Origin of the sequence: Exiguobacterium sp. UBA1053, from assembly GCF_002316465.1 — a bacterium.
GTDB lineage: Bacteria > Bacillota > Bacilli > Exiguobacteriales > Exiguobacteriaceae > Exiguobacterium_A > Exiguobacterium_A abrahamii.
Genome location: NZ_DCDO01000006.1, coordinates 113,563 through 138,120 on the forward strand (window position 1 = coordinate 113,563; position 24,558 = coordinate 138,120).

Genomic DNA, 24,558 nt, shown 5'->3' on the forward strand with positions numbered 1-24,558 from the left:
GAGTTCTCACAATGGCAGAATTCATTAAGAGTGAAGAAACATTCAAGGAATTGATTTCAAGTGATGCACCGGTCATCATCAAGTTCGAAGCAGACTGGTGCCCGGACTGCAAACGCATGGATTACTTCATGCCGGACGTCGAGTCACAATTCGACCACTTACCAATCCACACGATCGACAAGGATGAGTTCCCTGAAATCGCATCGAACCACGATGTCATGGGGATCCCAAGCTTGCTCGTCTTCAAAAACAATGAAAAATTAGCGCACTTGCACAGTGCAAATGCCAAAACACCAGAAGAAGTTACAGCATTCTTAAAGCAAAACTTCAACTAAGCAAAAATAACCTGACGCCGCAGCGTCAGGTTATTTTTTTAACGTTCACACGCGATGCCGTCTTTATCCCGGTCGCTCTTCGTGTTTAAGTTATACGTCGCAAGACTCACGTATGCTTTGTACTTTGTTGCTTTGTAGATCGGTTTTCCGTTCTTGTCATACCCGGTCCGATTCTTTAGACCCGCTTTTTTCGCGACGCCGCCTTTGTACGTCTTCTGCATTTCCGTACAGTTCTTAAAGGCTTTTGCTTTCGTCGCCGCTTCACTGGCTGCTGGAATATGGATCAAGGCGAGACTGACGACACCTGCGAGTACGAGCCGACTCCATTTTTTCATAAGGCTTCCTCCTTTTTTCAAAAAACAACGATTCGTCTTTTGATTATAAGAGGTCATTTTTAGAAATTGTTTCCTTTTTTCATTTTTACATCAATGTTTTTTAAAATCTGACAATCAACGAATATAGGTCGAACTGACGAGATCGTCTTTTAAGATCGACGTCGGGATCTTAAACTCGACGATGCCCATATATCCTGGAGCGATGCTGTATTCATCAAACGACAGGACTAATTTGTGGTCTGCCGTAATATAAAAGTTTTGCTTCGCTGAAATGTGCTTGAACTGTTCGTTCTCTGGCACATCTGATATTCCTTCGACGAAGTAGACCTTTCCTTCATCGGCTTTCATTTGACGACGCATCTCTTCTTTTAGATAATCACTGATCGTCGTGATGTATCCGTCATCCTTGAACAAGGATGGTAACGTCAGGACCAGCTGTTGTTTTTTGTCGATTGTATCGTACTGGGCGCTTTCCGATGCACTTGCCCGTGTTTCGGTGACAGTCCGCCCGATCGACAACAAGTCGTCCGTATCCGTCTTAACGTCATAGCGGCTATCGACGGCAAATACCCCTTCCTGTCCGTTCGTCTCCTGTTTGAACTTTTCGTAGAGTGCTTGTCCTTCCGCAATATACTTTTCGTTTAGTTGTTGCTCGAGTGCTTTGTCCGGTAACGTCACTTGAGGGGCTTTGATATCAGCCGACTGTTGTGTCTTCGTCTCTTTCCAGTCGATCGTCACGATCTCAGTCAGTTGACCAAAGACCGGCACCTTCGCCATCGCGTCCGCAAACGACGCATTACTATTTAATCCGCCAACGAATAACGTGATGGCGGCAGCTGTAATCAACACGGATCGCTTCGTCCGCGAAGGACGCGTCCGGTGCTCGACTCGGGCAATCATTTCATCGAGTTCTTTTGGAACCGGTGGTTGTTGGTATGCCTGTTTCAGATCATCAAGTTTGTTCGACATCTAAATCATCTCCATTCAATTTCATTTTCAGTAAGGTCAACCCTTTATACAGCCGGGACTTGGTCGTACTTAAATTCAGCTCTAAAATCGTCGCGACGTCTTTTAAGATCAAGTCCTCGAAATAGTGTAAGATGACGACTTCCCGGTACATGACCGGTAGCTCCTCGAGCGCCTGTCGTAAATCGGAATCCGGGTATGTATCTTCTTTTGTCGCGACGAGTTCGATCAGTCGATCCGTGTCGTAACTGATACTATGCTGACGCTTCCGGATTGCATCAATCGCTGTTCGTGTCAAAATCTGATAGAACCAGGCTTTCATCCGTTCCTCATCCTCGAGTCGATCGAGCGACTGTAACGCTTTTTGGATGCTGTCCTGAATGACATCCAGGCTATCCTGTTCATTTTTCATATAACTGTAGGCTAACCAGTAGAGATTCGGTTTGTATTGCTTTAAAAAACGGACGAATGCTTTTTCCCGTTTTCTCATTTGACGAGAGGTCATAGGCCGCGGCTCCTTTTTTCGATATCGTTCTGTGTATACATCATTAAGACGGGCGAGTCGAGAAAAAAGTTGACGACACAACAAAAAAAGGTGACGCAAGGTCACCTTTTCATGGAGCAGACTTCATTAAGATAAGGATAATCAATAGACACGGAACGATGAACAGTAATGGAATGCCGACAATCGTGACGCATCCCACATCGATCTTTCGTTGTTTTCGGCGTTCACGTTTCCCCGTCCGTTCTTCGCGCTCATTCACGGGACTCAACATACCATTCACCTTTTCTACTTAATAATGCAAATGCCGTGATGTATCATTCCAAACCTTTACGTGGAGCGTAATCAAGGCGATACCGTACAAGACACTCATGTATAACGAAAACTCACCAAACAGTACATCGGTCCAGGCATTTAATCCAAACAATGGGACAACGAAGAGAAAATAGAACACGAACTGAACACTCGCCAATGCATCAAACCAAATCGTTTCAGAAAATGCGCCTTCGAGTAACGAAACACCATAAATGAATAACGCCGCAACGAGACCAATCCGGATATACCAGACTATAAGTCGAAGCGCTTTATCTTCCTTGACATAAAATAGCGACGCAACTAGAGCAACAAGCCAGACGACGGAGGCGATGCTTTGCCAGCCGTTAATCGTGCCGTCCGGATGGAGCATGGCGGACCATCCGTTGATGCCGATCATGCCAAGTAAACCTACGATGAAGATGAGCCGATACGGTATGTACCTCTGACGCATGACGTTTCCTCCTCTGAAAACGAATAGATGTCACTTCTACGTTGTATATTCCATATGATGGGTTTTATTCCTTTTCCATCATGAAAAATAGTTCAGCTTTTTTGTTTAAGCTGATGACACAACAACAAGAGCTAACTCATCAATCAGTCTATACAAAAGATAAGGGTGGCAGAACGAGCATCTGCCACCCTTATCTCGTAAAAAAGAATGACGCGTTGCACGCCACTCCTACAGGAAGAAGCGCATTTTTGCGCTGTCAGAGACAAACAAGACCCGCTTTCCTGCTTGGATGAAGCAGGAAAACTGGCTTGTGTCTCGCCTGAGGAAAGGGCGTGCAAAGATGAGTCATTCTTTTTTGAGTCAAACCCTTGTTTCGGTCATTCCTTCACTTTAAGATTCACATCATCAATCGTCACATCATGGGCGGCGAACGGCGAACCTTCCGCGCGTCCCATCAAGAACTTCAACGCCCCTGTATCAGCTTGTCCCATCGTAAAGGTATAGCTGTACGTTTTCGGTGTCGTCGTGATTGGCTCGACTTGGCTGAAGTAACGCGTGTACGAAGAATTTTCGATCGTTACTTCGATCGGACGCGGTACAGTCGACGATGCTGTGAAGCTCAACTCATATGTTTTACCTTTTGCGAGTGACAAGTTTCCTTGCTCGAGCAAGACACTCCATGGTTCTTGTCCTTCCGCTCCGATTTGGATGCGTGCTGCTTCATTGACAGCTTCGATAGCGGCTTGCGCATCATAGTGGACGTATGACGACCACGACGTTAATCCGTTTACGAACGAACCGTTCTTCAGTGGTGACGGATCAACCGGAACCGGTGTGACATCGATCAACTCCACATCATCGAGCGAGATTTTCCCAGCTTGTCCACTGAAGTCAAACACAAGCTGATTGTCGTCTGCCGTTTGTGTAGCTGTGAACGGAATGTCGACAGTCGTTGCTTGTTTCGTCAACGGTACAGTCGTCTGTTTCCATTGATCCTGTGCCCCAGTGATTTTCACCTGAAGTGACTTCGCTTTTTTCGCACCTGCCGTGAACCGCAGTTGATACGCATGCCCGGCTTCCAGTTGAAGTCCCTTTTGTGTTAAGCGCGCCGTCGTTTTTTGTCCATGTCCTTCATAACGGAAATGACGTGACTCGGGATCAACAGATCCCGTCGTCCGTTTGCTACCGTCGAAATGCCAATACGTCAAACGATCCATCGCCCCTTGATCGAACGTCCCGTTATAGACGAGGTTCCCGTCCGGGAGTGCCGGTTTTGTTGCATCTTCATCGATGACACCGCGTGGAATCTGCTCGACACGGACGTTCCCGATCTGAACGTTGGCTTTCTCAAGTCCGAGGTTGAACTCAAGACGTGCCGCGAGATCCGTCTCTGCTGCCATATCAAACGTGAACGTATGCCGTTTGACGCTTGGTGTCAGAGCAATCGACTGTTCATTGGAATATTTCGTGTAACCACGCTCTGCTCCACCGCCAACTTTGACCATCATCTTTCGGTCTGCTGTGCTGCTCGCGTCAAAGCTAACTTGGTAACGTCCACCTTGCGCAAGGGATACGTTTTGAATCAGTTGGTGAGAATACGTCTGTGAACCAGGCTGATCAATCGTGACGTCCGCCATCCGTTGCCCCTCTTTTTCAATGATCGCAAGACTTCCTTTGCCACCGAAGTCCGGGAGCGTGACGTAGTTCCAGTACAGTGGATCAAACGACTGATTCCCGGTGATCATCGTGACCGGTTTTTCAAATGCTGCATCATAGACGAGGTTCCCCTCAATCGGTTGCTTGGCTCCGTCCGGTAACGTCACGTTTTCGTAGGTCGGTTCGACCGGTTCACGGTACGCTCGGTTTTTTAAATCATAGACCCGGACGTAGTCGACTTCCATCTCGGCTGGGAACTTCGTCGTCGCATCGACCTCTCCATCGAACCAACCGCCGACCGCGAGGTTCATGACGAGATAGAAGTTTTGGTCGAATGGTGCCGGATAACTATAGTTCGTTGCTGCGTTCAAGCCTTTGCTGTACCAATCGTTTTGTGTTTGATAGAGGTTGCCGTCAACGTACCAACGGAGCTCACCCGGCTCCCATTCGACTGCGTACGTATGCCATTGGTCGATGCGTTGTCCGTCTGGGAAGTGGTAGTCTTTCCCCGTATACTTATTGTTCGGCCAGTTTTCTCCGTAGTGAATCGTTCCAGCGACCTTGTCCGGTTGACTGCCCCAAGCTTCCATGACGTCAATCTCACCGGACGCTGCCCACGCCCCGTACTTATCTTGCTCCGGTAACATCCAGAACGCAGGCCAGAGCCCTTTTCCGGTCGGGAGCTTCGCTTTGATCTCATAACGCCCGTACGTCTTACTGAATAATCCTTTCGTCTTCAGCTTCGCTGACGTGTAATCGTATGTACCGAGATCATCCGTCGTCTTTTCCTGCTTCGCCTTGATGACGAGTTTCCCGTTGCGAATAAACGAGTTGTCCTGCTTCGTCGTGTAGTATTGTTTTTCATTGTTGCCCCAACCCGGTGAGACCGGTTGTCCGTTCGCATCCTTGATCCAGTTCCCCGTATCATACGTCCATTTCGTCCGGTCGAGTTGTTTTGCCTGAAACTCATCCGACCAGACGAGCTTCCACTTCGTCTCTTTTTTGTCTGCCTTTGCGTCGACCGCTTGACCGCTCAGCAATAAACCGGTCCCGACCGCCAGTGCTACCCATGTCTTCATGTCTGTTTCCTCCTCTTAGTCAAAAAGAGGCAAGGACGAATGTTCGACCTTGCCTCCTTTGTCACGCTTCTTGCGGAATCGTTGCCTTATGTTGCTCGATGACGCCCGCATACCAGTGGGCACTGTCTTTCCAAATCCGTTCTTGTGTCTCGAAATCGACATAGAGAATCCCGAAGCGCTTATCGTAGCCGAAGCTCCACTCGAAGTTGTCGAGCAGTGACCAAAGATAATAGCCTTGGATGTTCATCCCTTCTTCGTTTAAATCAGACACGGCTTGGAGGTGTTGTGCGACGTAATCAATCCGGTTCTGATCAGCGACGCGACCATCGACTAATTCATCGTCGAATGCCGCACCGTTTTCCGTGATGTAGATTGGTAAATCCGTATACTCGGCACGCAAACGACGAATCAAGTCCTTGAATTCGCTCGGGGCGATATCCCAGCCCATACCTGTCTTGTCATAATCCGAGTACGCATCCTTCTGCAGGAAGTCGTTCGCAGCACTGAACTCGACGAGGTTGCGGCTGTAGAAGTTGATCCCGAAGAAATCACATGGAACGGAGATTGTCTCCATGTCGCCTTCCTCGATGAACGCGTACGAATGGACGTATTTCGAGAACAGGTTCATCATGTCAACCGGATACTGACCTTTGAAGACTGGATCGAGGAACCACCGATTCGCATATCCGTCTGCATTGTTCATGGCTAGCTGATCGTTGACGGAATCCGTCTTCGCATACTTCGGTGCCAAGTTCAACGTGATACCGATCGGTGTGACCGATTTGAACTCACCCTTCAACATTCCGACTGCTTTTCCGTGTGATAACAACAAGTGGTGCACGGCACGAACGGCTTCGTTCATATCCGTATGACCCGGTGCATGTTGTCCGAGATGGTAGCTAAGGAACCCGGCACACCATGGTTCATTATGTGTGATCCACGAGTCGACGATCCCGTCGAGCTCCGCAAAACAAGCACGAGCGAAGTCAAGGAACCAGTCGACCGATGCTCGGTTGACCCAGCCGCCTTCTTCATGTGCCCAAAGTGGTAAGTCCCAGTGGTACAGCGTCACGGCTGGCTTGATGCCTTCAGCCCGCAGACGTGTCGCGAGTTTCTTATAGAACGCCATGCCTTCCGGATTGTAGACCCCTTTTTGCGGGAAGATGCGTGGCCAGGCAATCGAGAAGCGGTACGTGTCGACGCCGAGACGTTTAATGTGCTGAATGTCTTCTTCATAACGGTGATAATGGTCACAAGCGACATCACCGTTATGTTTTTCGAAAACTTTTCCGTCCTCTTCACAGAAGGCATCCCAGATCGAAGGCGTACGTCCGCCTTCGTTGTGGGCGCCTTCGATTTGATACGACGACGTCGCCGTTCCGAATACGAAGTTCGGTGCAAATTTCATATGTGTAATCTCCTTTAAGCTACTTATTCTTTAACGGCACCTGCCGAGATACTGCTGACGATATATTTCGAGAGGAACAAGAAGGCGATCATGATCGGTACGACGGAAATCGCGATCCCGAGATAGAGCGAGCCTAAGTTCTCTGCGACTTGTGATCCTTTCAAGAAGCCCATCAAGACCGGGAGCGTATACTTCTCTGGAGAGAAGAGTAAGACGAGCGGCATGATGTAGTTGTTCCATGAACCGATGAACGTAAAGATCGACATCGTCGCGATCGCCGGCAACATCATCGGCAAAGCGATCGTATGGAAAATCCGGAACTCACTCGCCCCGTCCATCCGTGCTGCCTCAATCAAACTTGGATGCAGGACGGTCTGGACGTACTGCCGGACGAAGAAGACCGTGAATGGACTTGCGATCGCTGGAACGATCAATGGGATATAGCTATCGAGAATTCCTAAGTTCTTACTTAATTCGTAGAACCCGATCAAACCGAGTTGACCCGGAACCATCATCATGACGAGCATGAAGACGAACATCGCGTTCTTCCCTTTGAACTGATAGAAGGCAAATCCGAATGCTGTCAACGCCGAGAAATACCCTGATAAGACGGTGACGAGGACAGCGATGATCAAGCTGTTCTTGAAACCGGACCAGATGTTGACGTAAGCGCTGAGTGCCGCGTAGTTCTCGACGAGCGAATTCCCTGGAATCAACGAGAATCCGGACAAGACTTCTTCGTTCGAGCGCGTCGCGTTGATGATCATCATCAAAAACGGGATGATACAGGCGATCGTTAAGACGACGAGACCAATATAGATGACACTTTTGCCGAACCAGGCTTTCTTTTGTTTCGGCGGTGGCGTCAACTTGAGCGGGCGTTCGGAACGCTCCGGTTGTTCCTCCGTTTGTGGCACGATCCGACGTGCTTCTGCATTTCGTTCCATCGGTCAGGCTCCTTTCGGTGAACGTTCTTTTCGGAACATCCCTTTGAAGACGATGATTGAAAAGACGAGCGTGATGGCAAACAGTCCGTATGCGACAGCAGCGGCGTAGCCATAGTTGTTGTATTTGAAAGCTTGGTTATAGAGATAAAGCACCATCGTGTTCAAGGCACCATCTGGCGCACCGACCCCATCCGTGATCAACATCGGCAGGTCGAACAATTGCAGACCACCGATCAAGGACGTGATCATGATGTAGAGCAAAATCGGTTTTAAGAGTGGCAACGTGATGCGGGAGAAGATTTGCCAACGTGTCGCTCCATCAATCAAGGCTGCTTCGAAGTAGTCCTTCGAGATCCCGGATACGCCCGCCATGACAACGATGAACGAGTGCCCGAGCCACATCCATGTCAGGATGAGCGAGACGGAGATTTGTGCCGTCACCGGTTGCGTCAACCAGTTGATTGGCTCCGAGATGATTCCGATTTTCATCAACATCATGTTCAGTGAACCATGCTGCCAGTCGAGCAAGATACCGAACAATAAGGCGACCGAGCTGATCGTGATCAAGTTCGGTAAGTAGAACGTCGCCCGGAAGAAGGCAAGCCCTTTTAATTTCAATTGGAGATCCGAGAACAACAAGGCGAGCAATAAGGCACCACCGATCTGAAGGATGAAGTTCAGACCCCAAATCTTCAGAGTGTTAAAGAACGCTTCGATGAAGTACGTATCCCCGAGTAACCGCGTATAGTTCGCGAGTCCGACGAGTTGTTCGCCTTCAGCGCCCGTGTAGTTCGTGAAGCTGTAATAGAAAGTCAAGGCAACCGGATAGATGCTGAAGATCAAGAAGACGATCCAAAACGGTGCGATGAACAGATACCCATGGCGATCGAGTTTTTTCACAGGTCAAACCCCTTTCTTAAACAAGAAGAGGTGAGGCGAGGATCGCCCCACCTACTCTCCTTATTCCGGTACTTTTACGTCCGGATACGCGTTTTTGACTTTTTTGTAGAATTCAGCAAGTGCTTCGTCTTTTGATTTTTTACCTTGGACGTATTCCATGACCGATGCACCATACAATGTATCGAGCTGTTGGTCATACTTCGTGACGATCCCTGGTGTGATCTTGTCTGCTTGGTCAAGGAAGAACTCATAGTTGTTCTGTCCGCCGAGGAACTCATCTTTGAAGTCGGTCTTGATTTTGTCTGTGACTGGTTTGTACGCTAACACGTCACCTGTTTCTTTTGCCCAATCCGTTAGGAACGCTTCGTCTTGTGTCATCATCTTGACGAAATCATAGGCAAGCTTTTGTTTCTTCGAATCTTTGTAGACACCTAACCACGTACCGCCCCAGAAGTATGGGCTCGGTCCGCTTGTGACCGCCCAGTCACCCGCTGATTTTTTCGCGTTTTCTTTGAGGACACTGTGAAGACCCCATGTCGGGAGAACGTAAGAGAAGACTTCTGTTTCAGTCTCTTTACCGTTTTCTTTGACTTTGACCGGTTTATCCATGCCTGCGAACCATGATGGTGACCATTCTGGCGCAAGGGCTGTATATTGTTTTGTCCGAAGTTCTTTTGCGTAATCCATGTAATCTTTCTTGTCTTGTGTCAAGACGAGTTCTTGCTTATCGTTGACCCAAGGTTGTGGATCATTCCCTTGTGCGAACCAACGGATCGATCCTTCATCCGGGAACATCTTGTAGCCTTTACTCTTCATTTTTTCAGCGACTTCGAAGACGCCGTCCATCGAGTCCATCATGCCGCCGATTTCTTTTGGATCGTCTGTACCGAGAACTTTTTTCGCGATGCTTCGTTTGTAGTAGACGCCACCTGGTGTCGTTTGCCATGACAGCGCACGCACGTTACCGTCCTTATCTTTCCCCATGTCATAGACGTACGGGATGTAGTCATCTTTGACTTCGCCTGCGTTGAATGGTTTTTCAGAGAGGTTCGCCCAGTACCCCGCATCGACCCACTGCTTGAGGAACGCAATCTCACCTGTGAAGATATCCGGTGCTCCGACACCACTCTCAAGTGCTGGTTTCAATTTCGTCGGGTAATCGGCGATCGGCACGATCGTCAATTCGACTTTGACTCCGTTTTTCTCTTCGAACTTTTTGATAGGTTCTTTTAACTCATCCGTGAACGACCAGATTTTCAAGACTTCTTTCCCGCCGCTCGTTTTTTCTTCGCTGCTTCCTGTACATCCAGCAAGGACGCTTGCTGTTAACGCACCGACTGTTAACACGCTAACTAACTGTTTCTTCATCTCATCTCATCCTTTTATTAAGTATTCCGCTTATAGGTAAGCGGTTTCAATTTGTTATTCAAAAATATCGAAAGCGCTTTCGAAAAGGCTTTAAAGAAAATTCCCGAAAGCCCTTTCGGAAAAAGTGATAAAAAATGATTTCGAAATCGCTCTCGCTTTTCCTCACTGACAACGAGCGAGAGCGATTCCGAAACAACCATTGTGTTATTCAGGTACTGGACCTGTCGATTGACGAACCATCAAATTGACCGGGATGACATCGCGTGTCGTGACCCGTTTTTTGTTGACGATCTGTTCAATCAAGACTGATGCTGCGTGCTGACCGATCGTTTCCGTATCTTGTCGGACCGTCGTCAACTTCGGTGTGATGTACTGCGCCATGTAAATATCATCGTACCCAACGACTGAGATGTCTTCTGGAATCCGTAAACCGGCTTCATGAATCGCCTCAATCGCACCGATTGCCATTTCATCCCCAGCAACAAAGACGGCTGTCGGTCGATCAGGTAGTGCTAGCAACTCGTTCATTGCCCGCTTGCCTTCTTCTCCGGAAAAGAATCCGCCATTGACGAGATAGCCGTCTGGAATCGGCAAATCAAGTTGTTCCATTGCTTGCTGATAGCCTTCAATCCGCGCTCTTCCGGCATCTGTCGTTGTATCCCCTGCAATGTGGGCGATCAGACGATGACCGAGTTCGTGCAAATGATTGATGGCAAGTGTGCCCCCGGTAATGTTATCCGAGTAGACGACACTACAATCGGCACTATCCATGTCGACGACGACGATTGGAATCGTACTTTGAATCAACTCCTGGACGTGCTGGTCCATCTGATCGGAGCAGATGACGACGATGCCGTCGACTGCCCGGTGTCGGAAATGCTCGAGGTAACTCATATCGCGATTGCGTAAGTTCCGCGATGCGAAGATGAGGTCATACCCTTGTTGTTCTGTTGCTTTTCGGAAACTCTCAATGATCGCGTTGAAGAACGGATGCATCATTCCGACGCCATGTGCTTCCGAGAACATGACACCGATCGTCCACGAACGTTTCGTCGAGAGCGACTGGGCGTGCGCGTTCGGTAAGTATCCCATCTCGGCTGCTGCTTGGACGATTTTTGCTTTCGTCTTTTCGCTGACATCCGAATAATTATTTAAGGCTTTTGAGACCGTTGTAATCGAAAAACCGGTCATCTTCGCTAAATCATAAATTGTTCCCATGCTACTCACTCCATTTCACCGAAAGCGCTTTCGATAAATTTAGTATACGAAGTCTCTCTGGAAGTTGCAACCTATTTTTTAATGAAAAATCAGATAAATTGAAAACGTTATCATTTATACTGGATTCAATACAAAAAGAAATCGATTTTTCTTTTAATACGAACAAATGTTTGGTATACTTAAAAAAACACACTTCGCCTTTTTTAGAGAGGAGCTTTCCCATGCCAATCAATCCGTATCTTGTCTTCAACGGCAACACGCGCGAGGCAATCACGTTCTATGCACACGTTTTCGGTCAAGAACTACCGGACATCATGGAGTTCGGACCAGGTCCCGGTCCTGACGGTCAGCCCTACCCAGAAGAGATGCAGTCGCTTGTTCTACATGCTGAACTGATCGTTCATGGTACCCGCTTAATGTTCTCAGACGCAATGCCACATGATCCGGTCACGATCGGTCAGAATGTTACCTTGGCGCTCCACTTATCTGACGTGGATGTGTTACAGAAGACATTTGATCAACTCGCAAAAGACGGTAACGTCATCATGCCGATCCAAAAGACATTCTGGAGTGAAGCATACGGAATCGTCGAAGATACGTTTGGTGTGCAGTGGCAAGTCAATCATGTAGTGAGTGAAGTGTCGGTGTAATTCATGCTATACATTTTGACATGAATAATGCCCCTATTCTGCATTACACAGGAGTAGGGGCATTTTACAATGATAATTTAAAGTTTAATTCAACATTCTATTAGTTTTTTAAAGAATCCGTTTCTTCTGGATAATCAATTTTTCTCTTATGATCTATACACATATTTATACACTATGTATGTCGATCAAGCGTCAAAGTTATATAGTGCATTTAAAGCTTTATTATCTTTTAGTTTTTTTAAAGTCTTATTCTCTATCTGTCTAATACGTTCACGAGTAACACCAAATATGTGACCTATCTCCTCTAAAGTTCTAGTTTTGCCATCATTTATTCCAAACCTTAGTTTGATTACTTCTCTTTCTCTAGAAGGAAGCATATCAATTTCATCAAGAATAATATCTTTTATTTCGTTATTTATTATAGTTTCTTCTACAGTTAGTATGTTATCCATATAATCTGCATCAATATTTGTTATAAAGTCTATTATTTCTGAGGTTCCCGTCTCCGTATTAATAAAAGCATTTAATGATACGTCATGTAAAAACTTATGTTCTATTTCTTTTAAATCATAATATCCCTTTTTATCTATATCCATTTTTTCGCATACTATATCAACTGCTTTTTTTATATTTTCAAAATCTAATTCTTTTTCGATTTTCCGCATTTTAAAGACTTTTTCCATTGCATGAACAGGAATTCTAACCGTATATCCTTCATTAATAATTGTTCTAGTAATTTGTTGAGTGATCCAATAGCTAGCATAAGTAGAGAATTGAGCTTCATGCTTCAAATCAAATCTATCTATTGCTTTCATTAATCCTATATTACCAACACTAGTTAAGTCATCGATAGTTAATGACTTTCCTCTAGTACTATAATGTTGAGCAAGTTTCTTTACTAAAGCCTGATTATTTTCGATTAACTTTTCTTTTATTCTTAATAGTTGAACTTCATCATTTTTTTTCTCATCATAAAGTTTAAATAAATTACTGTTATCTTTATATGAAGTTTCTTCGATAATAATTTTTTCTGAATCAAAAATATTTGTAAAAAAAGCTTCTAAATTTAATTCACTACCGATATCTTCATCATTCTCATTTTTAATATTTAAATTTTCTTTGTTATCACTATTACTTGCCTTTACTTCAATTAATTCTTGTTTGAAATTTATATTTTTATAGCCGTTTATTGATAAGTATCTAACTAATTCTTGATCATTTAAAGAACCAAAAACACCAAATGTCTCTCTCAAATCCTCTTTTAGTTTTGAAAAATCAATAACGACAGAATTATTTGGAAATTTGGTTTTCAAGAATTTTTTAAACTTATAATTGTTTACCATAAAAGGAACACCTCTTTTAAAATTCTGATATTATTATCATATCAAAAAGGAGGATTTTTTATGAAATTTAAAGAAAAAATTACAAGAGAAAACTTAGAAAGACATATAGATAATGTCACCAAATCAAAAAAGTTATTTGTTTTTTTAGGTTTTAGTCCTGAACAATTAATAGAGGTTAGTGATTATAAATTATTGCAAGACAAGTTTCCTCAAAAAATCGAAGAATTTAATCATAACCCAGAGGTTATTTCACATATTTTCCCAAAAATGACTGATGAACGTTTATTTTATTGGTGTACTGCTGAAGAATACCAGTTTTATATTGAAAATCAATTTGTAAACTATTTCGATATTCAATTTTTATATAATAATCTTTACCATTCTTTATTTCCCATTTTTTATTCATTTGATAACTTTGATCAAGTATTGAGAGATTATGAAGATGATGATCAAGAAATTAAATCTTCTAACTTTGAGAATATTAATAAATTCTATGGAAATATTGTTTACGTAGATTCACAGTTATATGGAACTTACTCTTTTGATGAAGAAATCTTATCTAATCTTAATCCTTATTTTACTAATGTAAGCCTTTTGAATTTGAAAAGTAGCGAAGTTCAAGCTTACGATTTGACATTCGAAATTCAAGAAAATCAAAATAGTTTTCTTATACTTATGAATAAATTAATAAATTCTACTCATAAACAATTAGTAAATATTGTTCATTCAAATGACAGCGAAATCCTTATTAATGAATACTTACAACGTCTATCTACTCTAGTACATTTAAATTCCAATATTAAAATTTTTTTCACAAAAAAATCTTTAGACTTAACAAATATAGATGAATCAAAATATCTAAAAATTCTTGATGAATATTGGGGATTTAGCTCATTTAGAAGTTTAAAAATGTATAAAGATCCTGATAACTCTAAAGAATTAATTGATGTTAAACAATCACAAATTATTCATGACATTGTAGAAGAGATCGAAAATGCTCAACAAGAAAAACCATTTAGAGATATTTTTATCACCTCTTCGACAGGAGCCGGTAAATCTGTAATGTTTCAACTCCCTTCGTTTTTAATGCATAAAAACCATCAACTACTAACTATTGTTATTTCTCCATTAATAGGTCTAATGAATGATCAAGTAAAAAACTTACAAGCTCGTGGTATTAATAATGTAGCGACAATCAATTCAAATATTACACCAATGGAAAAAGAAGAGATTCAAAGGAGGATTCACAAAAAAGAAATAGCTATTTTGTATATTTCACCAGAAACATTGTTGAATAGAGCCGATATAAAATTATTAATTGGTGAAGAAACTAAAGTTGGTTTATTTATTGTAGATGAAGCTCATATTGTGACCACATGGGGAAAAGCTTTTAGAGCTGATTATTGGTACTTAGGACCCTATCTGCAAAAACTTCGTAAAGAAATGAAATTTCCTATCGCTACTTTCACAGCAACTGCAATTTATGGTGGAGAAGAAGATATGTATAAAGAAACACGTGATAGTTTAGGATTACTTAATCCAAAATTTTATTTAGGTCAAATAAAACGTAATGATATAGAAATGAAAATTGATAGTCATCCTAAAGAGCTAAGTACAAATGAATATAGAATAGCAAAATTTGATTTTGCATCCTTGCGCTTAAAAAGTTTTATAAAAAACGAAAAGAAAGTACTTGTATACTTCCCTACGATACCTTTAATAAATCAGCTACAAACTTATATCGAAGAACAACACCCAAGATTATCAAAACAAATTGTAACTTATTATGGCAGTCTTCAAAAAGCACACAAAGAAGAAAATCATTACAGATTTTCTCGTGGCGATTCTAAAATTATGTTTGCTACAAAGGCATATGGAATGGGAATAGACTTACCTGACATTGACATAGTATATCATTACGCACCGACCGGAAATGTATGTGACTACGTACAAGAAATTGGACGTGCCGCACGTGATGAACAACTTAATGGACAGGCATATTTTGATTTTTTGAAAAATGACTTTTCACATATCAAACGTTTACACGGAATGTCGACTATCAGAAAAACTCAATTACAACAAGTATCCGAAAAAATTTATAAAATTTATAAAGAGAAAAAAAAGTCTAGAAATCTTTTAGTTAGCGTAGAAGACTTTTCACATATCTTCACATCAAACAACGGAAATGAAGATACTGATGTTGAAGGAAAATTAAAAACCTCGTTACTACTAATTGAAAAAGATTTTATTAATAGAATTGGATTTGCACCATTTGTTGCTAGACCTAGAGGGTTATTTTCTAGAGAATATTTTAAAGTTACAGCAAAAGGCGAGAAATTATTGCACCAAGTTCAGAATAAAGAATATGTAAAATATATCAAAACGATCGATCATGATCACTATAATAAAATTTATGAAATTGATCTCAAGAAAATCTGGGAGAAGAAATATCGTAACCTTTCTTTCCCTAATTTTAAGCGTAAATTTCATGATCGAGATCATACAATAAATTTAAATTTTTTAGATGAAATTGACTCTACATTTATCGTTAATTTTCAGTCGAAAAACTCTCTAGAACATTCTCTAACTTTTTTCTCTCAAAGATTACAGACCGTAAGCAGTTTTTTTAGTAACTATGCATTAACTCGCTCATTCTTTAAAAACGAAGATTTAGCAATCTATCTGGAAAAAGAATTAAAATTAGATAAATATAATGCTTCAAATCTTTCTCAAATTATTTTACAATCCATGATTCGCTATACTTCTCTTAGATTAAATACTAATTCTAGGTCCGTAATTCATGTAAATGAAAATAAAAGTTATAGAATTACTCCATCTTATGAAGATTTTTTTAAGTTTGTACTTCAACAAGCAAATATTTACTTCGATTCTAAATGGACTGATAAACAACCCGATTCTAGTTATAACGTTTATCTCTCTAAAAGCGTTAGAGATGCCATTAACCGCTCTACTTTAACATTCGGATTACTCGAAGGATTTGGTCTAATCAATTATCAAATTCAAGGAGGAAATACTCCAGAAATTTATATACGAATTAACTCTACTCTACAATTAGAAAGTCTAATTAAGAATCCTAGTAAGTATCAAAATAAAATCTTAAACGATGTACATTATCGTCATAAACTTTCAAATGAAATGTTGAAATATATTTTTGAAAATAAGATGACTACTGAAGTTTTTTGGGATGTAATTGAAGACTATTTTTTAGGGAAAATTCCTGAACAGGTTATCTCAGCAGCTAGAACTAAATGATCTTAAGGAGAGATATTTTATGAGTTTTTATATTGTCATGAATAATGCTTCTCAAGATCAGAATATTCTTGAATGCCCTACTAAGGATACTTTAGGAAATGTACCTCATTATTATTCTAGAATGGTAAATTTAAAAGAAAATGATTTTGTATTTCATTACAATCATGGATTGATTGATGGAGTAAGTAAAATCACACATTCAACGATTATAAATGAAAATCATAATTTTTTAGCAAGAATTGATTTTACACGGTTAAAGAATCCACTTCATATTAGAAGTAACTGGTCTATTATTAAGGAATTGTTGCCTCACGAATATTCTCCATTTCAAATAAATAGTGTTGAAAACGATGGATTTTTATATCCCTGTAGTGATGACTTAAGCATGTATTTATTATCTAAGATTTTTAAATATAACGCAGAAGTAATTGATGAAGATGAAATAAGACATACTGAAGTTCAATTAGAAATTTTAATGAGAAGAGGACAACATTTATACAAAGAAAGATTAGTAAATCTATGGGAAGGAAAATGTGCTATTTGTCATATTAACTTACCAGAATTACTTAGAGCATCTCATGCCAAGCCATGGAAAGACTCTAATCAACATGAGCGCCTCGACCCCTATAACGGACTATTATTATGTGCTCATCATGATGCGCTTTTTGATAAAGGACTAATTAGCTTTGATCAAGAGGGGCAAATTTTAATGTCAGAAGTATTATTATCTTCAAGTCCTCAAGTGTATCAAGTTGCTTCAGATATGAAACTTGATTTTTTCGAAGAAAACAAAAAGTATTTATTATGGCATCAATGTTATATTTTCAAAAAATAAATTCATTGGAAATATCAGTTAAAAATCTAAAATTCTTAGTCTATTAGTATTTTAAAACAGATTTAAACATTAACTGCACAAAAAAATGTGAAATACTAACTGGTTTATGAAAACAAGCTGTTATACATGTCTCCGTTCGTATCGTAATCAATTCCTACATGATCAATTGCAAAGACAACATGTCATCGACCTATTTAGCATGAACTAACAAAAAAGTCTTCCACATCTGAACAATAGATGCGGAAGACTTTTTACACTTTTAGCGAAGCTCTTGATCAAGCGGGATGATTTCTTCATCCAATACGGTACGCCATGAACGTTTCATGCCTGGACCGTATTTTAATAAGATCGCTTCAGGATGTGTGTCTTTGTAACGCGCAAAATCTTTACTCTCAATGATTCGTCCTACATTCGGTATTTTCTCCATCCCGATATGATACTGGACAGCAGAGGTATACAGCTCTTGCTCATCGACACACCACTCTAAAGCAAATGTTTCAATTTTTTCTTGATAGGCTTGTTTAAAATAGCGTCGCTTTATGACAAAGATATCCTCATCCGGTGAGACGACTTCGTTATCAATTGCATCTAAAATCGTATGATAAACCGTCTTCACGATTTCGGATTTTCCGAGTTTTTGTAGCGCCTTTTCAATTTCCGAACGTATGTCTTCACTGTTAGCAGAATACGTACCTAATAATTGGTTGATATAGGTCGAATCGATATCATAGAGCTTGATCGAATTCTCTGCGTAAAACTCGATTTCGGAATAATCCACTCGTTCTTCATCACTGTCATCTTCGTCTTCAATCAGAGACCCTTTTACCGTTTCATAAATACCAGCAAAGTCTTCAAGTACTTTTACTTGATCCACTAATGCTTTGGAACTCTCCATATCATCATTGTATTCATCATACGTGGCTAACGCTTCGAATACTCGATTGAATTCTTGATACGCCTTCACGAATTCCACACGTTCTTCAATCGGCGAATGCTCATCAATGACCTCCAGTGATGGGGCGATATCCTTTAGTACTTTGTATCCTTTTTTAAATCGCTTCTTCGATTCATCGTATGTCGGATAAATCAAGCTCGAATCCTCATTTTCATTCGAGTAGAGACGTGTCGCTGCGCAGACATTTTCTTCCATCGTCGCAGGACGCCGGAATGTAACGACTAATCCTTTTGTCTTATCCGGATATGTTCGATTCGTTCGTGAGAACGCTTGAATCAAGTTCGCATAGCTGAGGTTCCGGTCGACGAACAATGTCTGGATCGTCGGCGCATCAAAGCCAGTCAGTAACCGATCAACGACGATGACGAGATCGATATGTTTTCCGAATTGCTTGAACTCAGCTTTTTTCCGTGCCAACCGATTGTTGATATCGCCGTTATAACGCTCGATGTCTTCGATGGACCAAGCCGTTCCATAATAGTTGTTGTAGGCAAGAATGACTTGACGCATTTCTTCTTGTACTTCTGTTGCGTTCTCAGTGTTCTCTTGCATCGAGTAGGTAATCGCGATCCGCGGGAAATCAGGATCATCGATTGTCCGTCCTTTTCGAAGCGGATGCCCTGCAAAATGTGCCTCCATCCAGTTTGGATCTTGTTTCATCTCTTGGATGGCATGGTAATAGCGCTTCGCCATCGCAATCGAACTCGTCGTCAAGATGGCCGATTTTTGTGGTCGTCCGTTTTTAAAGTCAAACTTCGTGTAGGCATTATCCGGACGGAACAGCTTCTGCAAGACCTTCTCGATATGCGCGCCTCGCTCATACAAATCATTCGGGATGTATGTCTCTTTAGTCATCTCATCCATTTCTTCGATCAAGGTACCGATTTCTTCATCGGTTCGATCAGCATATTTGGCATCTGCTCGTAGATTCGAAAAAATGTGATTATAGAGCGAGCCAGGTTCGATCGTGTCCTCATGTTCGACTTGAAAGCCGAGGACGGATCCATCTTCGAGCGCATTCTTGATCGTATACGTATGTAGAATCTCACCGTATTGATCCCGTGTCGTCCGCGCCAATTGACCTTGTGCTTGTTTCTTGTTTTCATTGAAGATCGGTGTTCCCGTAAAGCCAAACCAGGTCGAATTCGGGAAGAAGCCTTTGATTGCCTCCATCCCTTCCGCACTCAAAGCACGATGACATTCATCAACGACAAAGACAATATGCTGTCCAATCAGCTTCTGGAATCGTTGCGTTCCTTTTTCAGCTTCTTGCTTTTGCGCATAACGTAATGCTGCCTCGAGCTTTTGACGCGTCGTGATGATGACGGTGTTGGAGTTCGTATCCGACAACAGTGTTTCGCTCAGTTTTTTTGAGCTCGACGTGCCAATGATTAAGCTATTCGCGGAAACCGTCCCAGTCGAGATGCCTGTGTTGAACTCCGAGGCGAACTTCGTGAATTCACTCGTCGTCTGGTTATCCAGGTCTTTCCGGTCAATCAGCATGATCGTTCGATCGACTCCCGGTTTCCGGGCTAACAACTTTGTTGAGACAAAACTCGTTAACGTCTTTCCGGATCCTGTCGCATGCCAGACAAAGCCGGATTCATGACGCATTGCTGCCGTAAAGAGTGCTTCAATCGCATGAATCTGATACGGATGGAGCACCATCAACGCTTTATTGTCTTGATCCTCGCTAACGATCGTGTAGTTCGCAATCAGACGGTGCGCATCGGGGATGTTCAAGACTTGTTTAACGAACTCATACAGATTGTCGACTTTCTGGTTGTTGGTTGTCCGCCAGCTGAAGATGAACTTCCGATGCATGTCTTTTGGCAGCGCATTGGCAAAATAACGTGTCGTCTGCTCGTTTGAGATGACGAACAGCTGCAACGTCGAGAAAATGTTGTTCCGGAACAAGCCTTCTTCCGCGTATTTCTTAATTTGATGATGTGCCTGGAAGACGCCATCTTTCGCCGTGACTTTCTTCAACTCGATTTGAACGATCGGTAAGCCGTTAATTAAGAGCGTGACGTCAAAACGACGATCCCGTCCGTCCTCTTTCGACCGTTGTTTCGCGATTTGATGGACGACTTCATACGTCGAAATCCCACCTCCGATATCTTGGTTCGAATAGAGAATGAGTGACATCGATCCAAGAGTGGCGTCTTCGCGTTCAATCGTAATGCGAGAGATTCCATTCTCTCCTTTTAACCAGCGTGCTGCATCAAAAGGCGTCTGCGTCTTCGACAACAACTCTGTCTTGATTTTATCGAACTCTGCATCAGTAATTGGGTGTTCACCAATCTCTGATAAGTTATTTCGCGTTATTTTGTGACGTAGATTGTTCCATAGATCCGCTTCAGATTTTAAGTCAGGACGATAGTTCCATTGATTATGTCCCTCGCCGAGAACCTCAATCAATCGCCGTTCAACCGTCAGCTCATCATCATGTGTTAACTTCACCACGATTCCTCTTTTCTTCTTAGTTGATTAGACAAACATCTTTTGAAGGAAACCTTTCTTCGTTTCTTTTAAAGCCTCGAGTTCTTTCTCCTTCATTTCGATGACTTCGTCTAATTGTTTAAAGAACTCGCCGATTTTAACTTGTTCTTCAACACTCGGTAAACATATTTCTAATTTTTTTATAATTTCTGCATTATAGCTTTGTTGTTTTGTCCCTTGTGTAAATTTTAATCCGTAATTTTCACCTACTTTTCTATACCACTGAAAGAGAAAAGTAGTATCAAGTAAGTTTTTTTTAGGGAACAGCGCCATGCAAGACTGGTTTAGTGTAGTTTCCATTCCAAGTATTGCACAGTTTCCTCTTGTCCCAGCTGCTTCTAATCCTGTAATTGCTATAACAAAAGTATTTTGGGGTACTATTTTTAAATTTGCGTTTCTTTGTCCGAATTCAGTTATTTTTTCAATAGTAGTCTTCACTACTCCTCGGTTAAGTTCCCCACTAGACAACCAATTTATGTTACCATTCCAAAAGTCTTTTCTATTTCTTGATGGTGTTTGACCATTATATATAGAATCTAATACCTCTCCTAACGTTTTTAGTTCCCATTGTTCGTGGAATTCCGGAAAGCGGATTTCCGGTATAGTCATTCCTTCTTCAGGAAACATCTTTTGCAAGAAACCTTGTTTCGTTTGTTTAAGAGCATCGAGTTCTTGCTGATGAAGATTAATTTTATTTTCTATGTTCTGTATCAATGTACTAATTAATAGTTGTTCCTTCAAAGAAGGGATATAAATCTCAACATTTTTTAAAATTTCTTGCCCAACGTTATATCTTGTACTTCCACCTGCTTTGGACTCTATTTGATATCTATTTCGGTAATTTAAACTGCATTCAATGAACTTAGCATCATATTCATTTTGTTTTTTTCCTCTTATTGTGAAACCGCTATGGAGTGCATACTGTTCTTGCAAATAAGCTTTTGCCCATCCAACTTCATTACGAACCTCAGACGACCGTACGAAAATTAAATCACCATTCTCAACTTTATTTTTACTTTCTATACTTTCTTTAACTTCTACAGAGTTACGTATTTTTTTATATTCAATTCTTTCCTCAGAGAGTATGTCCATGACACTAATCATTTTTCTACCACGACCATAGCTTTCTTTAGGTGCGTTTATTCCATTGGAAAAATTCATTAAATTCGATAATTTAATCAAATTCCATTCATCCTCAATATTTTTATATCTAATTTCAGGTACAGTTTTATTTTTCAATATTAAACACCTCTAACGCCCCTTGAATCCATTGTTCACTTTCTTTCTTATATTTAAGCGATGAAATCATCTTGAATAAATCCTCTTCAAGTATAGCTTTCTTTGAACGGATTATTTTCAATTCATGACCGATTGATGCCATATCAATTTCTTCTTCTTCTTCAAACAAATCAACAAATCTCGGGATATTAAGGTTGAAATCATTCTCTTGAATTTCATCAAAACTTGCTACGTGAGCATATTTTTCTACAGTCTCACGTTTTTTATACGTCTCAACGATTCGGTCAATATGATCATTCGAAAGTTTATTTTGATTCTTTCCTTTGATAAAATCTTTGCTTGCATCAATAAAGAGAACATCACGTGTCTCGCGATTTTTCTTCAATATAACAACGGTTGTTGGAATTGATGTTCCAAAGAACATGTTTCCTGGTAATCCGATGACTGCATCGATGTTACCATCTTCTAATAACTTTTTACGAATAACTCCTTCCGCTGCTCCACGGAACAGAATACCATGTGGTAAGACGATCGCCATCGTTCCTGTATCTTTTAAATGATAGAAACCATGCAAAAGAAATGAAAAGTCAGCTTTTGTTTTCGGCGCTAATTTTCCATAACGATTGAAACGTGAGTCATCCAAAAAAGTTGCATCAGCTGACCAGTGCGCTGAGTATGGAGGGTTCATCAACACAGCATCGAATGTATAGGGTTCATCTGTTGGCCAGTCTTTATTTAATGTATCTCCGTTACGAAGACGCATATCTTCGCTTTTCACACCGTGTAAGATTAAGTTCATTTTCGCTAAGTTAAACGTCGTCGTGTTTAGCTCTTGTCCGTGATATTTGACTGTCTCCGGATAGTTTAAGTAATTCCGTACGTTCAACATCAACGAACCGGATCCCATCGTTGGATCGAAGACACTGAATAACTTTTTATCTTCATGATTGATTGTGACGATTCGTGCCATCATATCTGAAACTTCATGCGGCGTATAGAACTCACCCGCTTTTTTACCTGCTTCTGAGGCGAATTGGCTGATTAAAAATTCGTACGCATCGCCAATCACATCTCTGCTTTGACCAAGCAACTCAACATGATTCAATTTTTTTAATACTTCCGTAATCGTGATATTTCGTTGTTGATCATCCGATCCAAGTTTCTTCGACTGCAAGTCGACATCATCAAATAAACCATTGAATTGAATAAACTTTGTCGAAAGATCATTGAACGCTTTCGCTAAATCATTCAACTGGAACGTATTTTGTTGCGCTTGATCCGCTAAGACATTGAATAGATAAGCCGGTGCAATTTCATAACCAAGCATGTCGACAAGCGTCTCTACTAAATCATCTTTGATCTCCTCGTCAGAGAGTAGCTCTACATATAACAACGTTTGTTTTGCTTGCGTATCGTAATCCTCAAAAGACTTATCCGCTAACGTTACGACCCTCTCTAAAACTCTGTCTGATAAGTATTTATAAAAAATCAATCCGAGTAAGTAGTTTTTGTACTCCGAAGCATCCATCTTGCTTCTCAGACTATCGGCTGCGCTAAATAGCTGTTGATTTAATGCTGACATCTATTTTCTCTCCATTCCATGAGCAACCAGTAGTAGCTCTATTAAAAAAGTATTCTTCTATTTTCATTATAAATGAATCAGTTACTATTTTCTTCTAATTACAACCCTTATTTAATTTATGAACCATTTAGTTATATTTTCACCCTTGTTATGCTAGTGTCATTTTACGACCCGCCCTGTATAAAACACCTCATCTTCATCCATATCATAATCACCTAGAGAAATGATTGTTCCTCCTGCATCCAGTACGCGAGTAATAGACTCCATCAAAAATTTACTATCTAAGCCAACCTCAACGTCTTTATTTCTCGCATCCACACACTTCAATAAATAAGAATCTGGTGTCGCTAATTTTGAATCGGGTCGAGGTTCTACATCCACTTCAATCAATTCGACATGAACTTCTTTCGAATCCTTAAGATTTAACTGCTGTAATGTAGATGGCTTATTAAACGATTTCCCATGCGTCAACATACTCTCTAACATTAATTCTAAAGCATCTTTCGCCATGAACAGTGCATGTTCATACGTCTCTCCATCCGTGAATACATTATCTAAATCTGGAAAAGAAACGTAGTATCCATCATTACGTTTATCACCAAAGCCCTCACCTTCTTCTATTTTTGTCAACACTGCATAATACTTATATATAGCCATTTATGTTCTCTCTCTTCCTTCTTTTTCTCTTTAGCTTAAAAC

The 24,558-nt window shown here is 41.3% G+C and carries 20 protein-coding genes; 4 read left to right on the top strand and 16 right to left on the bottom strand.

Annotated features, from left to right (window positions below; genetic code table 11):
- Window positions 1-11: 11 nt before the first annotated feature.
- Entirely contained in the window at window positions 12-335 is a 324-nt protein-coding gene (locus B3G15_RS05835) for a thioredoxin family protein (protein WP_023466923.1), read from the top strand.
- Window positions 336-373: 38 nt separating this feature from the next.
- Here the strand turns inward: B3G15_RS05835 and B3G15_RS05840 are convergent, their stop codons facing one another.
- The 11 genes from B3G15_RS05840 to B3G15_RS05890 form a co-directional block, all read right to left on the bottom strand.
- Window positions 374-670, bottom strand: a complete 297-nt coding sequence (locus tag B3G15_RS05840) for an excalibur calcium-binding domain-containing protein (protein WP_290716992.1) — start codon at window positions 668-670, stop codon at window positions 374-376.
- 114 nt (window positions 671-784) lie between these two features.
- Entirely contained in the window at window positions 785-1,639 is an 855-nt protein-coding gene (locus B3G15_RS05845) for an RsiV family protein (protein ID WP_290716994.1), read from the bottom strand.
- The gene (locus tag B3G15_RS05850) at window positions 1,623-2,141 is read right to left on the bottom strand and encodes an RNA polymerase sigma factor (RefSeq protein WP_050678915.1); all 519 of its coding nucleotides are present in this window, start codon (window positions 2,139-2,141) and stop codon (window positions 1,623-1,625) included. Before B3G15_RS05850 ends, B3G15_RS05845 begins: the two co-directional genes overlap by 17 nt.
- Window positions 2,142-2,250: 109 nt before the next feature.
- On the bottom strand, window positions 2,251-2,412 hold the full coding sequence (locus tag B3G15_RS05855) for a hypothetical protein (protein ID WP_290717001.1): 162 nt from the start codon (window positions 2,410-2,412) through the stop codon (window positions 2,251-2,253).
- An 18-nt stretch (window positions 2,413-2,430) separates the two neighbouring features.
- Window positions 2,431-2,904: a hypothetical protein gene (locus B3G15_RS05860; protein WP_290717003.1), complete on the bottom strand. Its 474-nt coding sequence runs from the start codon at window positions 2,902-2,904 to the stop codon at window positions 2,431-2,433.
- Window positions 2,905-3,281: 377 nt separating this feature from the next.
- Window positions 3,282-5,639 (bottom strand): carbohydrate binding domain-containing protein, encoded by a 2,358-nt coding sequence (locus B3G15_RS05865; RefSeq protein ID WP_290717005.1) that lies wholly within the window; start codon window positions 5,637-5,639, stop codon window positions 3,282-3,284.
- Window positions 5,640-5,700: 61 nt separating this feature from the next.
- Window positions 5,701-7,047 (bottom strand): GH1 family beta-glucosidase, encoded by a 1,347-nt coding sequence (locus tag B3G15_RS05870; protein WP_290717007.1) that lies wholly within the window; start codon window positions 7,045-7,047, stop codon window positions 5,701-5,703.
- A gap of 23 nt (window positions 7,048-7,070) precedes the next feature.
- Complete coding sequence (locus B3G15_RS05875; RefSeq protein ID WP_290717009.1) at window positions 7,071-7,994, bottom strand: carbohydrate ABC transporter permease; 924 nt, start codon at window positions 7,992-7,994, stop codon at window positions 7,071-7,073.
- Between the two features lie 3 nt (window positions 7,995-7,997).
- A complete protein-coding gene (locus B3G15_RS05880; RefSeq protein ID WP_023466912.1) occupies window positions 7,998-8,894 on the bottom strand; it encodes a carbohydrate ABC transporter permease in 897 nt (298 codons plus the stop codon).
- Window positions 8,895-8,954: 60 nt separating this feature from the next.
- On the bottom strand, window positions 8,955-10,262 hold the full coding sequence (locus tag B3G15_RS05885; protein WP_290717011.1) for an ABC transporter substrate-binding protein: 1,308 nt from the start codon (window positions 10,260-10,262) through the stop codon (window positions 8,955-8,957).
- A 204-nt stretch (window positions 10,263-10,466) separates the two neighbouring features.
- Entirely contained in the window at window positions 10,467-11,480 is a 1,014-nt protein-coding gene (locus B3G15_RS05890) for a LacI family DNA-binding transcriptional regulator (protein WP_023466908.1), read from the bottom strand.
- 221 nt (window positions 11,481-11,701) lie between these two features.
- On the opposite strand from B3G15_RS05890, the gene B3G15_RS05895 reads away from it, so the two are divergent.
- Entirely contained in the window at window positions 11,702-12,130 is a 429-nt protein-coding gene (locus tag B3G15_RS05895) for a VOC family protein (protein WP_064300564.1), read from the top strand.
- A 185-nt stretch (window positions 12,131-12,315) separates the two neighbouring features.
- Here the strand turns inward: B3G15_RS05895 and B3G15_RS05900 are convergent, their stop codons facing one another.
- Entirely contained in the window at window positions 12,316-13,473 is a 1,158-nt protein-coding gene (locus B3G15_RS05900) for a sigma-70 family RNA polymerase sigma factor (protein ID WP_064300563.1), read from the bottom strand.
- A gap of 60 nt (window positions 13,474-13,533) precedes the next feature.
- On the opposite strand from B3G15_RS05900, the gene B3G15_RS05905 reads away from it, so the two are divergent.
- Together B3G15_RS05905 and B3G15_RS05910 are read left to right on the top strand one after the other, a co-directional pair.
- The gene (locus B3G15_RS05905; RefSeq protein WP_064300562.1) at window positions 13,534-16,746 is read left to right on the top strand and encodes a DEAD/DEAH box helicase; all 3,213 of its coding nucleotides are present in this window, start codon (window positions 13,534-13,536) and stop codon (window positions 16,744-16,746) included.
- A 19-nt stretch (window positions 16,747-16,765) separates the two neighbouring features.
- Window positions 16,766-17,581, top strand: coding sequence for an HNH endonuclease (locus tag B3G15_RS05910; protein ID WP_064300561.1), 816 nt, complete (start codon window positions 16,766-16,768; stop codon window positions 17,579-17,581).
- A gap of 259 nt (window positions 17,582-17,840) precedes the next feature.
- Here B3G15_RS05910 and B3G15_RS05915 read toward each other — a convergent pair whose 3' ends face one another.
- The 4 genes from B3G15_RS05915 to B3G15_RS05930 all read right to left on the bottom strand — a co-directional run bounded on the left by B3G15_RS05915 (window position 17,841) and on the right by B3G15_RS05930 (window position 24,516).
- A complete protein-coding gene (locus tag B3G15_RS05915; protein WP_290717018.1) occupies window positions 17,841-21,002 on the bottom strand; it encodes a type I restriction endonuclease subunit R in 3,162 nt (1,053 codons plus the stop codon).
- Between the two features lie 24 nt (window positions 21,003-21,026).
- Window positions 21,027-22,277, bottom strand: coding sequence for a restriction endonuclease subunit S (locus B3G15_RS05920; protein ID WP_290717021.1), 1,251 nt, complete (start codon window positions 22,275-22,277; stop codon window positions 21,027-21,029).
- Window positions 22,267-23,859 carry a type I restriction-modification system subunit M gene (locus B3G15_RS05925; RefSeq protein ID WP_064300559.1) on the bottom strand — a complete coding sequence of 531 codons (1,593 nt, stop codon included), beginning with the start codon at window positions 23,857-23,859 and terminating at the stop codon, window positions 22,267-22,269. The genes B3G15_RS05920 and B3G15_RS05925 overlap by 11 nt, the downstream gene beginning before the upstream one ends.
- A gap of 159 nt (window positions 23,860-24,018) precedes the next feature.
- A complete protein-coding gene (locus B3G15_RS05930; RefSeq protein WP_064300558.1) occupies window positions 24,019-24,516 on the bottom strand; it encodes a type II toxin-antitoxin system HicB family antitoxin in 498 nt (165 codons plus the stop codon).
- Window positions 24,517-24,558: the final 42 nt, after the last annotated feature.